Below are 12,451 nucleotides of genomic sequence, written 5' to 3'. Positions count from 1 at the left end.
AATACATTATAAAGGATGCAAGGTTTTGTTAAAAAAGATGGCAATAAAAAACATCACAGTTTTAGGTTCTGGCGTAATGGGACATGGGATTGCCCAAGTTTCAGCAACAGCTGGATATAATGTAGTTTTACGAGATATCGAACAAGGATTTTTAGATAAAGCAATGGAGAAAATAAAATGGAGTTTAGATAAACTAGTCTCTAAAGAAAAGATATCAAAAGAAGAAGGCGATACGATTTTTGCAAGAATTACACCTATTGTTAATTTGAGCGAGGCAACAAAAAATGCAGAACTTGTTATTGAGGTAGTTCCTGAAATTATGGATTTAAAGAAAAAAGTTTACGCAGAGCTAGACAAAGTTGCAGCACCAGAAGTAATTTTTGCATCAAACACAAGTACATTGCCAATTACTGAAATAGCAAATACAACATCACGTCCAGAAAAATTCATAGGAATACATTTCTTCAATCCACCACAACTTATGAAATTAGTCGAAGTTATTCCAGGTGAAAAGACATCAAAGGAAGTAACAGAGATGACATTAGAATATGTAAAATCAGTAAACAAACAAGCAGTAGTTTGTAGAAAAGATGTTCCAGGATTCATAATAAACAGATTATTCATACCGATGGTTCACGAAGCATGTTTTGTAAAAGATAGGACAGGAGCAACTTTGGAAGAGATTGATTCAGCTGTAAAATTCAAACTTGGATTTCCAATGGGAATTTTTGAATTAGCGGATTTTACAGGCATGGATGTAATTCACAAAGCTACTGTTGAAATGCATTTACGAGACAAGAAAGTCATCCACCCACATCCACTCGTTGAGAAAATGTTCAATGAGAAAAAGTTAGGACAAAAATCAGGAGAAGGATACTACAAGTATTCCGATACCAAATATGAAAGAGTTGCACTTTCAGAAGAATTAGCAGAAAAATGTAATCCAATACAATTAGTTGCAAACATACTGAATAATGCAGCATGGCTTGTAACTAATGGTGCAAGCGATATTGAAGAAATTGAAAAAGCAGCACAGTTAGGATTAGGATTAAAGAAACCATTATTTGAAACAGCAAAAGAAATAGGAATCAAAAAGATTGTGGATGAATTAAACAAACTTGCTGAAGAGCATGGTGAGTTTTATAGACCAGACCCATTACTTGTTTCTATGCAGTAATTAATTCTAAAATTTTCTTTACAGCTTCTTGAGCAGTGTCAACACCGATAATTTTGACATTTTTTCTATGATCCAAATATCCATCAATATACTGCATGACAGGTCCATTTAGATTTCGAATTGCCACCATTGGTTTTTTGTTCATATATGCAGCGCATGTTTCAGACAAAGTTCCAGAGCCACCACCCACAATAATTACACCGTCTGCACTTAGAGCATTCAAAAAATCACGAGTCAACCCCATTCCAGTAGGAATAACAACATCACAGAATTCATTGGCCTCAGAAGCATCATCTTGAGGAATAATACCGACAGTCAAACCACCTGCATCTTTGGCACCATGAGCAGAAGCAGTCATCACCCCACCCAATCCACCTGAAATTAAGACAGAACCAGATTTGGCAATCTCAACTCCGACATCGTATGCAATCTTTTCATGTTCTGGGGTACAACCATTTGTGTTGTGACCGATAACTAAGATCTGTCGTTTCTTAACCACAAACGTGATAGAGAAAGTGGTTTGAAATATCTTTCTAAGAGAAAAAGATATTAGTAAAAAATTCAGTTATACTGTATGGGAAATCGCTCAATGCCAGTATGTTTTACTGAAAAACAATACAAAATGATCGAAGAATTTGCCAAGAGAAATGGAATGCTTAATGCAAGCCAAGCTCTTGAAAAAATCTTAGAACAATAGACATTTTTTGTTATTTTTATTTTGTTTACATTTATAGAATAAGACACATAGGTAAGATCAAATGGGATTATTTAGTAAAAAACCAACATATTGTACTATCTGCAATAAAGAATTAACTCACAAACACAAACCAAAAAGAGAATGGAATCTAAAGGGGAAGCTTTGTGGTGACTGTCATTTTGAAAAATCTAAAGAATATTACGAAGGCAAAGTAAGGCAGCCATGCGTCATATGTGGAACAACTCAAAAAATTACTGATTTATGGGAACCTAGATGGCAGTGGGACATGGAAGGTTTGTTGTGCAAAGAATGTTTTGATAAAAAAGAAGAAGATCATGGAAAAAAGAAGAATTTTTGTGCATTGTGTGAGGCGCAATTAGGGCTGATCAGATACAACCCAAAAGGGGATTGGAAAATTGAAGGTCAGCTTTGCAGAAAATGCTGGGATGAAAAGAAAGAAGAGTTTGGGTAAAGTGGAATTTTTTAAAAAAATCAAATGTGAGATTTGTGAGAAAAAATTTTCAAAGGAAGAAGAAATTATGAACCACAAGGAAATTGTTCATGGTAAGGATTTAAAATATGATTGTAAAGAATGTAAGAAATATTTTTCAAATATGGAAGATATGAGAACACATTTGCAAAGAGAGCACAGTTACAAAAAAGATAGATAGTTTAGATTGCTTTTACGGTTTTAACTACTGGTGGCCTTACTTTAGTAAATACTCTAAAGCCGCAAATACATTTGATTTCAGGTAAGCGAGACAATTCAGTATTTGAAACAGCAGTGCCACATCTAAGACAAGCATAATTTACTTCAAAAGTTTCAACAGGAGTTTCTTCTACTTCGTCAATGTTTTCTTCAACCATGTTTATCATCAAGATTTCTATAATTTAAGGATAACAGATTATGTCAAAGACAATTCAATGTAGACATCATCTGGGATTTTAAGTCTCATGAGTTGTCTAATTGCTTTGTCATCGGCGTTGATATTGATAATTCTTCTATGCATTTTCATTTCCCATTTTTCATAGGTTTCAGTACCACTACCACAAGGGGATTTTCTTGTAGCAACATGTAATCTTTTTACTGGGAGTGGAGTTGGACCTTTAACTTTAACACCCGTTTTTTTACCAATTCCCATTATCTCCCCACAAACACCATCTAATTTTGGCAGACTGGTAGAAGTGAGTTTGACACGGGCGGTTTGAGTCATAAAATCCGCCTATGGTTTGTACTCTTCGGTAATTTCCTTAACGATACCTGCTGCGATAGTTGCACCCATATCTCTAAGAGCAAATCTACCCATTTCAGGGAAATCTTGGAAAGTTTCGATACAAGTTGGTCTCACCGGTCTGATTTTGACAATTGCGGAATCTCCAACTTTAAGGAATTTTGGATTTTCTTCTTCAACTGCACCAGTTGCTGGGTTGATCTTTTGAAGGAACTCAGTAACAGTTGCTGCAACTTGTGCAGTGTGTGCGTGCATAACTGGTGTGTAACCAGGAGCAATTGCTGTTGGGTGATGAATTACAATGATTTGTGCTTTGAATTCTTTTGCAACCATTGGTGGTGCATCAGGAGTTCCAAGTACATCTCCTCTCTTGATATCTTTCTTTTCAATACCTCTCAAGTTGAAACCAATGTTGTCACCTGCTTCTGCAGTTGGCATTTCAGTGTGGTGTGTTTCAATAGATTTGATTTCACCGAGAGCACCCGAAGGCATAACAATGATTTTTTGATTAGTCTTCATGATACCAGTTTCTACTCTACCTACAGGTACAGTGCCTACACCAGTGATGGTGTATACATCTTGAATTGGAACACGTAGTGGTTTACCAATTGGTTTTTCAGATACAGTAAAGTCATCAAATGCTTCAAGCAATGTTTTACCTTTGTACCAAGCCATGTTCTCGGATTTTTTAACCAAGTTATCGCCTTTCCATCCAGAAACTGGAATGAATGGTACGTTTTCTAGTTTGTAACCTACAGATCTTACTAGTTTTTCACCTTTCTCTTTTGCGGCATTGAAAGCATCTTCTTTGTAGTCAACTGCGTCCATTTTGTTGATGGCGACAATTAGTTGGCCTACACCAAGTGTTTTCAACAAGAAAGCGTGTTCTCTTGCTTGTCCACCTGCTGCGATTGCAGTATCAGTTTCACCTTCTTTTGCAGAAAGTACTAGAATAGCTGCATCGGCTTCAGAAGCACCAGTAATCATGTTTTTAATAAAGTCCCTGTGACCAGGAGCGTCAATCAAAGTAAAGAAGTACTTGTTTGACTCGAATTTCTGGAAAGCTAGATCGATTGTAATACCTCTTTCTCTTTCATCTTTAATGTTATCCATAACCCAAGCGTACTTGAAAGTATCACCTTTTCCGGTCTTTTCGGATTCTGCTCCGTGAGCTGCAATTGTTCTTTCATCTACAACTCCAAGATCCATCAAAAAATGACCCATAGTAGTTGATTTTCCATTATCAATATGTCCTGTAACAATCAGGTTCAAGTGTGGTTTATCTGCCATATGAAAAGCCTAACTGAGGGCATTTATTACTGTTATGAATTTTTGAAGAAAAATGAAAATTTTTTCAATTATTTTTAGATCATAGAGCTTTGCTAAAAACACATTAATCAAAGGGATAAAAATGGGATTTATGAAAATTACAGTTTCCGTTATCAAAGCCGATGTTGGGGGAGTTGGTGGACATACAAAACCAAGTGATGGACTAATTGAAGCAATTAGAAATACCATCAAAAATTCAGCAGATTTACTAATTGATTATTACATAGGGTATTGTGGAGACGACACCCACATTGTGATGACTCATACACATGGAGTAGACAATGAACAAATTCACAAATTAGCATGGGATGCTTTCATGGCAGGAACTCAAGTTGCAAAAGCAGAGGGATTGTATGGTGCAGGACAAGATCTATTGAAAGATTCCTTTTCAGGTAACGTGAAAGGTATGGGTCCTGGAGTTGCAGAAATGGAATTTGAAGAAAGGCCAAATGAAGCATTCACAGTTTTTGCGGCTGACAAAACAGAGCCAGGTGCATTTAACTATCCAATTTACAGAATGTTTGTAGATGCACTAAGCAATACAGGGTTAATTGTAAACAAAAGTCTTGCAGCAGGAGTAACAATGCACATCATGGATGTTGAAAAAGCTCAAATTGCAGAGCTCCATCTATGGGAAGACAAACCAACTATTGAAGCAGCATTAATGTATCCAGGAAGATATGTTGTAGATTCAGTATACACAAAAGATGGCGAACCTATACTTGATGCATCAACAGATAGACTACACAATATTGCAGGAACATATGTTGGAAAAGATGATCCAATATGCTTAGTTAGAACTCAGAAAAACTTCCCAGCAACAGAAGAAGTTGGTAGTGTGTTTAACAATCCACACTTTGTTGCAGGGAATACAAGGGGAAGTCATAACATGCCATTAATGCCTGTAAAACTAAACTCTGCAGCAACAATCAACTTTTGCATTCCAATTGTAGAAGCGTTGGTATTTAGCATGCATAATGGAAAACTCACAGGGCCATTTGACGGATTTTCAACACCAGATTGGGATTACATCAGAGAGATTGCAACAAAGAAAGCAATGGCAATTAGAAGTCAAGGATTCATCCACCCAGCAACATTAGTCCCATCCGAATTAGAGTATGCTGAAGGATATAGAGCAAGAATGGATATTCTTGAAACAAAGATGAAACCAATGGAAGACACACATGCTGGTGAAAAGAAAGAAAACTACGAAGATCCAGACTAGACTTTCAACATTAGAAATCATAGGAAATAGTTAAATCAAAATGAATGTTATAGATTGTATCTTATGAATGCATTTCAAAAGATCTTTGATTGGAAAACGTACATTTTCACAGCATTAGCAGTAATTTCATTTTCAACTTTTGTAGCAATATTATTTGGACAGACGATTCCAGGGATTATCCTAACATTTTTCAAAGTTGCAGGAGTGTATGTGATTTTAGGAGCAGTTTTCATTTTTGCACTTGCTTGGTTCCTTAAAGCAAGACCACATAATCGCCCCAAAGAATACACAGTAGTACCATTTGATGTATTTGGAAAAAAGAGTAAGATCGAGGGTATCAGAACAATGTTCAAAACACATGATGTCGCATGGAGTTTTATGAAACAATACAAGGAGATGTATCCACTATACAATTTTGCATTAGTATCAGATCTTCCAAAAACAGACAAACCAACAATTTTTAGATATATTTAGATTCAGACTTTTATTCAGGATTACGTAAAGAAATAGAATGGAATTTTCTATCTTAGCTGATGCATTTTATAAAATGGAGTCAACCAGAAAAAGATTAGAGTTAACACAATATCTTGTAGAATTATTTGAGAAAACACCAGAAGATATAATTTCAAAGATTGTCTATCTATTGCAAGGGAAACTAAGACCAGACTTTGAAGGAATTGAGTTAGGAGTTGCTGAAAAACTTGCAATAAGATCAATTTCAAAGTCATCAGGAATACCAGTTAAACGGATTGAAGAAGAGTACAGAGAAAGTGGAGATTTAGGTCATGCAGCATCAACAATATTAGAACAAAAAACGCAGACAACATTTCTTGTAGAAGACATTACAATAGAACGAGTTTATGAAACATTGTTCAAAATTGCCAATTTAGAGGGATCTCATTCACAGGATATGAAGATGAAATACATATCGAGTTTGTTAAACGATGCAACCCCATTAGAGGCAAGTTATATTCTAAAAATTTTGTTGGGAACTTTGAGATTAGGGATTGCCGAAAACACAGTAATGGATGCATTAGCAATTACATTCTCAGGGAACAAAGATAATAGAAAAATTCTACAGCATGCATACAATGTATCAAGTGATCTAGGTAAAGTTGCAGAAACTATTGCAACCAAAGGTCTCGAAGGAGTAGAAAAATTTGAAATAATTTTGTTCAATCCAATTAGACCAATGCTTGCAGATAGAGTAAAGAGTGAAAAAGAAGCAATTGAAAAAATGGGAAATGAATTTGCAGCAGAATACAAGTTAGATGGAGAACGAGTTCAACTACACATAGAAGGAGAAAAAGTGGTGCTGTTTTCCAGAAGTTTAGAAAATATTTCAAGTTATTATCCAGATATTATTGAGAAAATCCCCAAAGTCATTCAAGGAGATAATATAATTTTAGAAGCAGAGATAGTGGCAATTAATGAAAACACCGGTGAATTTTTACCTTTTCAAGAATTAATGCATAGAAGAAGAAAATACAAGATAGAAAAAGCTGTCACAAAGTATCCAATCACAGTGAATTTTTTTGATATTTTGTATCATAATGGTAGAAGTTGTTTAGAATTAAGATATAAAGAAAGGAGAGAAAAACTTGAAAAAAACATCACAGAAAATGAATTTGTAAAATACATCCCCATGTGTATTGTTAGAAATGAAAATGAAATCACAGAGTTTATGGAAAATAGTATTAATGCAGGAAGTGAAGGGTTGATGCTAAAAATGCTAGACAAGCCATACCAAGCAGGTTCAAGAGGAAGTCACTGGTTAAAACTCAAAAGAGAATATCAAAATGAATTAGGAGATAGTTTAGATCTTGTTGTGATAGGAGGATATTTCGGCAAAGGTAGAAGAACTGGAAACTATGGAACACTTTTGCTTGCAACATATGATGAAGATGATGATGAATTCACAAGTATTTGCAAAGTTGGGACAGGATTTTCAGATGAAGATTTAGATCAACTTTTTCAAATTCTTCATCCCAAAGTTACAATCAAAAAAAATCCACGAATAAATAGTGAGATGGAAGCAGATGTGTGGTTTGAACCAGAATTAGTAATAGAAGTAGTAGCTTCAGATATCACATTAAGTCCAATTCACAAAGCTGCGAGAGATAAAATAAGAAAAGACACAGGTCTTGCTTTGAGATTTCCAAAATTTACAGGGAAGATTAGAGTTGAAAAAGCAGCTGAAGATGCATCAACTAATGAAGAAGTCATAACATTATTCAAAGGACAAACCAAAGTAGCACATGACAAAAATTTGATGTGATTCGTGCTCAAAAAATACCAAAAATCATAGAGGATTTAAATTACCTAGAGCTTTTCTGGCTTATGTTATGTATAGCGGAGAGCTTGAAGTTCAAGCAAAAAGAAAGGCTATAGCAGTTTTACAAGACGAAATCAACAGAATTCTAAATGCTTCCAGAGAACTTGCAACACTACCTGAGCTTATGATGAAAAAAGATAAGACAGGAATCAAGAACACATTAGAACAAATATCAACCATCGAAGAAGAAGTGGAGAATCTAAGAAGAAAAATTACAAGAGAAGTAGCAGATGTTGGAGGATTAATCATGAATAGAGAAAATCTTCTAAACACAGCTTACACCATGGATGAAATTGCAGGATACATTACAGGCATTTCATTCAAACTTTCAAACGTAAAGATAACTACACTCAAAAGTGCAAAGCTTGATCAAGACATCACAAAACTGATCGAATTAGTAGTAGATGAAGTCTACAAACTAAATGAAATCATTCGAAGTCTAAATACAAATACAGCCAACGCAATTGAATTAGCACAAGAAACACAAACAATTGAAAGAGAAATAGATATCAAATACAGAGAAACTACGATAAAACTTCTAAACGAGGTAACAAACACAAAAGAATTATTGTTGATTAAGGATGTAATAGAGGGAATTGAAGAAATGTCAGACAAATGTCAAAGAGTTTCAGATTCTTTCATATTGTTAGCACTAAGCCTGTAAACAAACACATTTTTCACTTTTAATTTATTTTTATCAATAAAAAAGAAGCCTATCCAAACTAGAGAATTCATATACACATAATATTTCACAAAAATAATGAAAAGTGAATTAATTGAGAATAGAATCATAGTATGGAATATTGAAGATTCACGGAAACTTTTCAGTCAAGGATATTATGGAAAACCAATCGGCATGCCTAAACCAAAACTTGATGAGATAGATGTTCCATTAATTTTAGATTTAATAGAAGGGTTGTATCTTTTAGAGAATAAAAAAATTACAATCAACAAAACAAACCAAAAAATATCAGTAGATGAAATGATTGAAATTTGTAAAAAAGAAGTTCATGAATTTGATAAAAAATATTTAGTTTACAAAAATTTTAGAGATAAAGGATACATCATAAATCCAGGAATAAAATTTGGGTGCGACTTTGCAGTGTATGAAAAGGGGCCAGGAATTGATCATGCACCATTTTTGATTCAAGTGTATAACCGAAGTGAATCAATTACATCAACAGGAATTGTTCTTGCAGGACGACTTGCAACTACAGTAAGAAAGCAATTCATTTTAGCAATTCCTAAAGGCAAAGACAAAGTAGATTTTCTTGCACTAGACTGGTGGAAAGCTTAGACTGATTTTATGTGGCCTGCGATTCGGTCATAGATCTCAAAGAGTTCTTTAGTAATACCAAATGCAATGTGATTATCCCATTTTCCTCGTATTCGGACAGCCCCATCAGTAGGTTCAACATAGATTGTTGCATCTTTGAGGGATTGTTTTGCAATCATATCATTGAGTTCAGTATCAGAATTTAATTTTGAAGCTAAGCTTCCAGGTCCATCCCAGTGTACTTTAACAACAGATTTGTTGCCAAAGTGTCCTTTGGTAGTAAGAATTGTTCTTGCAACATAATTCTTCACAGATGCACCAGCATCTTTTCTAACAATGAAATGTGCTTGAAATCTATCTAAAGCGCCCCATGGAAGTGGATTTGGATCTTGCATTTTTACCCCTTTTGAATAATTTGTATCACGTCAATATTGGAATTTTTGACATCAAGACATCCCCTATTAGTTATCATTCTAGGAGTTTGAGCAAAATATCTACTATAGTAATCATTTTTTTCGACATTGTCAGTTCCTATTTCCTTAGATTCAGAATCAATGCCGATCTTCTTTAACATCCCACTAAATTTCTCAGGCCATGTTTGATAGACAAATGTATCGGATTCAGTATCATGCATTAAAAATCGTGAGTCATACCCACAAATAAAGATATCAAGAAAAAACAGCAGAGATCAATCGAATTAAATATCACAAAACTTTTGACACAGTATCTGATGCTAAAATTCCAAAATAAAATTGCCCTGATTACAGGAAGCGGAACAGGAATAGGTAAAGCCATTGCTACAAAATTCATCGAGGAAGGAGCAAGCGTAATCATTCTTGGAAGAAGAAAAGAACCGTTAGAAGAAGCGGCAAAAGAACTCAAAGCAAGCATTCCTCAAGGTGTAAATTCATCAGTTAGAATTTTTGCAGGTGTCGATGTTGCTGACGAAACAGCAATGAACAACATGTTTGATACATTAAAAACAGAAAATGTAACTGTAGATTACATTATCAATAATGCAGGAGTTTCTGGTCCTGTTACGTGTTTTGCAAATGCATCGCTAGAAGAATTCAAAAGTACAATTGGGATTCACTTAACAGGTACTTTTTGGGGTTCAGTTCAAGCATTAAAAGTAATGAAAGAAGAGGGGAAAATAATTACAATTTCAACATTCTTTACAGAAGAGCGTCCATTAGAACAAAGACCATACAGATTCAGAAGCCCATACACCGCAGCACAAGGAGCAAAGAACAGATTGGCAGAATTAATGTCATGGGAATTAACAGATAAAGGAATCATATCCATTGCAACAAATCCAGGTCCGGTTCACTCAGATAGAATTTACAAGACAGTTTATCCAAAAGCTGCTGCAGAGTTTATGAGAGTTAGTGGATTTGAAGATTTAGTTCCAACAGAAGTAGATGCTGCAAACAGAGAATTACTCCCATTATTAGGGGAAGATGAAAATACTGTCAAAGAGGGGATTTCCAAAGCTGCACAAAAATTAGCAAATGGAAAAGACATATCCAAACTTACTGAGACATTTACAAATTTATTAAATAAAATTCAGAGTATTGCAGAAAAAGTACAAAACAATACATCTCATATGATTGCAAATCGAGAGTTTCTGTCACAAGGACAAGTTGCAGAATCAGTTTTGAATTTATGTGATGATGAGATAGCAAAAATTCTAAATGGAAAAGTAATTCCAGGAGACAGAGTATTTTATCCAGTAAAACCACATATTGGGACCACGACACCTGGAGTTCATCAACCAGATTTTACAGGCAAAACAGTGGTATTCACAATTGATGCCACAGACAAAACAGATGCCCAAAGAGTAGAATTTTTAGCGCAACACATAGAAAAGAATGGTGGAAAGGTTGCATGTTTTATCTCACAGTCCACACCAACTGAACTTCAAGAATACATTAGTGGAAAATTCCACTCGCATGTAGTAGATATCAAAAATCCAGATGAGGTAGCAAAATGGTTAAACACTGCAAAGACAAACATTGGAGAAATTCTTGGAGTTATTCACATTACAGGAAAATTACCAGAAATATCAAAATTAACAGAATTATCAAGAGCAAAATGGGAAGAACTAACCGATAAATTCATCTCAACACCAGCTACAGTTGCACAAAGAACTCTAGAACAGTTTGTTCCAGGAGGAAGTAATGATCCTCGCCTTTACAAAGATGTCAAAGGTGCAATAATGATTATTGGTCCAGACTTGCCAATAGGTAAAAAAGTAACAGGCACTCAAAGAGCTCAAGTAGAAGTGTTCAGAGGAGCGCTAAGACCATTTACAACAACAGTCAATCAAGAATTAAGTGATGTGTTAAGTTCAAAAATTAGAATATTCACAATTTTCCCAGGTTCAGTGACAGGAACAGAACCAAACAACCAAAGAATTGCAGACGCATTTAATTTCCTCGTCTCAGATAATTCTGCATCATCATCTGAAGTTACTTTCTGTGTTGATGAAGTAAGATAGTAATGAAGAAATTTTCAGAATTCAGAGTAGGGGACTCATTTTATTCAACATGTAGCATATCAAAAAAAGAATTAGAAGAATATCTCAACTTCTCTAGAGTAAGAAACGCATTTCTGGAAAACAAATCAAAGGGAGACCAACAATTAGTTTCAGGAAGAGCAATATTATCAAGGATGGAAGGAGAGTTTACAAGACTGAGCCAAATTTATGGAAATCACATAATTTTTCTTGGAACTGATGGGGATTCAGGATGGGAAAACAGAAACACACGATTTCTAAAACCATTCTATACAGATCAAGTGTTGAAATTAAAATTCAGTGTATCCTCAAAAGAAGACATTGATGAAGAATTTGGAAAAATTGGAATAGATTATGAAGGAACAAACCAAGAAGGAGAGACAATAGTTCTTTCCAAAAAAAACATCTATAGAATTAAAAAAGAACCTCCAAGATAAACAATAAAAAGTGAAACTATGGATTGTTTTCTCGGTATTCGTCTTCTTCAGATTCACCAATTTCAGATGATTCATCACCTTCCTGAAGATCAAGTGTTTTTTCAGCTTCTTCTTCAAAGGGAAGTTCGGTAGCATCATCTCCAAGCATGGATTTGGCACCAGCTATTCCAACTGCAGTGACAATTATCACAATTGCAATTCCTATCAGAATTTTTTTATTCAATA

At 34.8% G+C, this 12,451-nt stretch carries 17 protein-coding genes; 10 read left to right on the top strand and 7 right to left on the bottom strand.

Translation table 11 applies throughout. The features are described 5' to 3' along the window. Window positions 1–37: 37 nt before the first annotated feature. On the top strand, window positions 38–1,177 hold the full coding sequence (locus tag BD31_RS04900) for a 3-hydroxyacyl-CoA dehydrogenase (protein ID WP_048097474.1): 1,140 nt from the start codon (window positions 38–40) through the stop codon (window positions 1,175–1,177). Here the strand turns inward: BD31_RS04900 and BD31_RS04895 are convergent. Beyond that, on the bottom strand, window positions 1,167–1,676 hold the full coding sequence (locus tag BD31_RS04895; RefSeq protein ID WP_008299225.1) for a TIGR00725 family protein: 510 nt from the start codon (window positions 1,674–1,676) through the stop codon (window positions 1,167–1,169). The two genes, BD31_RS04900 and BD31_RS04895, sit on opposite strands and share 11 nt — an antisense overlap. A 259-nt stretch (window positions 1,677–1,935) precedes the next feature. On the opposite strand from BD31_RS04895, the gene BD31_RS04890 reads away from it, so the two are divergent. Together BD31_RS04890 and BD31_RS04885 are read left to right on the top strand one after the other, a co-directional pair. Then, window positions 1,936–2,346, top strand: a complete 411-nt coding sequence (locus tag BD31_RS04890) for a hypothetical protein (protein ID WP_008299470.1) — start codon at window positions 1,936–1,938, stop codon at window positions 2,344–2,346. Beyond that, window positions 2,321–2,545 (top strand): C2H2-type zinc finger protein, encoded by a 225-nt coding sequence (locus BD31_RS04885; protein WP_238536071.1) that lies wholly within the window; start codon window positions 2,321–2,323, stop codon window positions 2,543–2,545. The genes BD31_RS04890 and BD31_RS04885 overlap by 26 nt, the downstream gene beginning before the upstream one ends. Before the next feature lies 1 nt (window position 2,546). Here BD31_RS04885 and BD31_RS04880 read toward each other — a convergent pair whose 3' ends face one another. Genes BD31_RS04880 through tuf form a run of 3 tightly spaced genes read right to left on the bottom strand, consistent with a single transcriptional unit; the run spans window position 2,547 to window position 4,396 of the window. Further along, window positions 2,547–2,750: a TFIIB-type zinc ribbon-containing protein gene (locus BD31_RS04880; RefSeq protein ID WP_008299413.1), complete on the bottom strand. Its 204-nt coding sequence runs from the start codon at window positions 2,748–2,750 to the stop codon at window positions 2,547–2,549. A gap of 29 nt (window positions 2,751–2,779) precedes the next feature. Further along, the gene (gene rpsJ / locus BD31_RS04875) at window positions 2,780–3,088 is read right to left on the bottom strand and encodes a 30S ribosomal protein S10 (protein WP_008299200.1); all 309 of its coding nucleotides are present in this window, start codon (window positions 3,086–3,088) and stop codon (window positions 2,780–2,782) included. A gap of 9 nt (window positions 3,089–3,097) precedes the next feature. Further along, the gene (gene tuf, locus BD31_RS04870) at window positions 3,098–4,396 is read right to left on the bottom strand and encodes a translation elongation factor EF-1 subunit alpha (RefSeq protein ID WP_008299513.1); all 1,299 of its coding nucleotides are present in this window, start codon (window positions 4,394–4,396) and stop codon (window positions 3,098–3,100) included. A 130-nt stretch (window positions 4,397–4,526) separates the two neighbouring features. Here tuf and fbp point away from each other — a divergent pair, with 130 nt between their 5' ends. From fbp to endA, 5 genes are all read left to right on the top strand, one after another. Continuing rightward, window positions 4,527–5,660 (top strand): fructose-1,6-bisphosphate aldolase/phosphatase, encoded by a 1,134-nt coding sequence (gene fbp / locus BD31_RS04865; protein ID WP_048097472.1) that lies wholly within the window; start codon window positions 4,527–4,529, stop codon window positions 5,658–5,660. Window positions 5,661–5,723: 63 nt separating this feature from the next. Further along, window positions 5,724–6,134, top strand: coding sequence for a hypothetical protein (locus BD31_RS04860; RefSeq protein WP_008299519.1), 411 nt, complete (start codon window positions 5,724–5,726; stop codon window positions 6,132–6,134). Between the two features lie 37 nt (window positions 6,135–6,171). Further along, complete coding sequence (locus BD31_RS04855) at window positions 6,172–7,938, top strand: ATP-dependent DNA ligase (protein ID WP_008299283.1); 1,767 nt, start codon at window positions 6,172–6,174, stop codon at window positions 7,936–7,938. A gap of 67 nt (window positions 7,939–8,005) precedes the next feature. After that, window positions 8,006–8,659 (top strand): DUF47 domain-containing protein, encoded by a 654-nt coding sequence (locus BD31_RS04850; RefSeq protein ID WP_008299300.1) that lies wholly within the window; start codon window positions 8,006–8,008, stop codon window positions 8,657–8,659. A 96-nt stretch (window positions 8,660–8,755) separates the two neighbouring features. After that, window positions 8,756–9,292: a tRNA-intron lyase gene (gene endA, locus BD31_RS04845; protein ID WP_008299511.1), complete on the top strand. Its 537-nt coding sequence runs from the start codon at window positions 8,756–8,758 to the stop codon at window positions 9,290–9,292. Here endA and BD31_RS04840 read toward each other — a convergent pair. Continuing rightward, complete coding sequence (locus BD31_RS04840; RefSeq protein WP_008299484.1) at window positions 9,289–9,666, bottom strand: hypothetical protein; 378 nt, start codon at window positions 9,664–9,666, stop codon at window positions 9,289–9,291. The genes endA and BD31_RS04840 overlap by 4 nt on opposite strands. Before the next feature lie 2 nt (window positions 9,667–9,668). Then, window positions 9,669–9,905 carry a hypothetical protein gene (locus BD31_RS04835; protein ID WP_008299169.1) on the bottom strand — a complete coding sequence of 79 codons (237 nt, stop codon included), beginning with the start codon at window positions 9,903–9,905 and terminating at the stop codon, window positions 9,669–9,671. A gap of 96 nt (window positions 9,906–10,001) precedes the next feature. Here BD31_RS04835 and BD31_RS04830 point away from each other — a divergent pair, with 96 nt between their 5' ends. Both BD31_RS04830 and BD31_RS04825 read left to right on the top strand, forming a co-directional pair. Next, on the top strand, window positions 10,002–11,771 hold the full coding sequence (locus BD31_RS04830; protein WP_008299407.1) for an SDR family NAD(P)-dependent oxidoreductase: 1,770 nt from the start codon (window positions 10,002–10,004) through the stop codon (window positions 11,769–11,771). Window positions 11,772–11,773: 2 nt separating this feature from the next. Further along, complete coding sequence (locus BD31_RS04825) at window positions 11,774–12,226, top strand: hotdog family protein (RefSeq protein WP_008299141.1); 453 nt, start codon at window positions 11,774–11,776, stop codon at window positions 12,224–12,226. Between the two features lie 16 nt (window positions 12,227–12,242). On the opposite strand, the gene BD31_RS04820 is transcribed toward BD31_RS04825, so the two are convergent. Beyond that, window positions 12,243–12,449: a hypothetical protein gene (locus BD31_RS04820; RefSeq protein WP_008299337.1), complete on the bottom strand. Its 207-nt coding sequence runs from the start codon at window positions 12,447–12,449 to the stop codon at window positions 12,243–12,245. Between the last annotated feature and the right edge of the window lie 2 nt (window positions 12,450–12,451).

The organism is Candidatus Nitrosopumilus salarius BD31, from assembly GCF_000242875.2.
Taxonomy (GTDB): Archaea; Thermoproteota; Nitrososphaeria; order Nitrososphaerales; family Nitrosopumilaceae; genus Nitrosopumilus; species Nitrosopumilus salarius.
Note: the sequence above shows the minus strand (reverse complement) of the source record. Positions and strands in the feature narration are given on the sequence as shown.

Excerpts from the sequence above, each read along its gene's own strand:
- BD31_RS04900 (WP_048097474.1), top strand. The coding sequence starts at position 38 with ATGGCAATAAAAAACATCACAGTTTTAGGTTCTGGCGTAATGGGACAT.
- BD31_RS04890 (WP_008299470.1), top strand. The coding sequence starts at position 1,936 with ATGGGATTATTTAGTAAAAAACCAACATATTGTACTATCTGCAATAAA.
- BD31_RS04885 (WP_238536071.1), top strand. The coding sequence starts at position 2,321 with ATGAAAAGAAAGAAGAGTTTGGGTAAAGTGGAATTTTTTAAAAAAATC.
- BD31_RS04880 (WP_008299413.1), bottom strand. The coding sequence starts at position 2,750 with ATGATAAACATGGTTGAAGAAAACATTGACGAAGTAGAAGAAACTCCT.
- rpsJ (WP_008299200.1), bottom strand. The coding sequence starts at position 3,088 with ATGACTCAAACCGCCCGTGTCAAACTCACTTCTACCAGTCTGCCAAAA.
- tuf (WP_008299513.1), bottom strand. The coding sequence starts at position 4,396 with ATGGCAGATAAACCACACTTGAACCTGATTGTTACAGGACATATTGAT.
- fbp (WP_048097472.1), top strand. The coding sequence starts at position 4,527 with ATGAAAATTACAGTTTCCGTTATCAAAGCCGATGTTGGGGGAGTTGGT.
- BD31_RS04860 (WP_008299519.1), top strand. The coding sequence starts at position 5,724 with ATGAATGCATTTCAAAAGATCTTTGATTGGAAAACGTACATTTTCACA.
- BD31_RS04855 (WP_008299283.1), top strand. The coding sequence starts at position 6,172 with ATGGAATTTTCTATCTTAGCTGATGCATTTTATAAAATGGAGTCAACC.
- BD31_RS04850 (WP_008299300.1), top strand. The coding sequence starts at position 8,006 with ATGTATAGCGGAGAGCTTGAAGTTCAAGCAAAAAGAAAGGCTATAGCA.
- endA (WP_008299511.1), top strand. The coding sequence starts at position 8,756 with ATGAAAAGTGAATTAATTGAGAATAGAATCATAGTATGGAATATTGAA.
- BD31_RS04840 (WP_008299484.1), bottom strand. The coding sequence starts at position 9,666 with ATGCAAGATCCAAATCCACTTCCATGGGGCGCTTTAGATAGATTTCAA.
- BD31_RS04835 (WP_008299169.1), bottom strand. The coding sequence starts at position 9,905 with ATGCATGATACTGAATCCGATACATTTGTCTATCAAACATGGCCTGAG.
- BD31_RS04830 (WP_008299407.1), top strand. The coding sequence starts at position 10,002 with ATGCTAAAATTCCAAAATAAAATTGCCCTGATTACAGGAAGCGGAACA.
- BD31_RS04825 (WP_008299141.1), top strand. The coding sequence starts at position 11,774 with ATGAAGAAATTTTCAGAATTCAGAGTAGGGGACTCATTTTATTCAACA.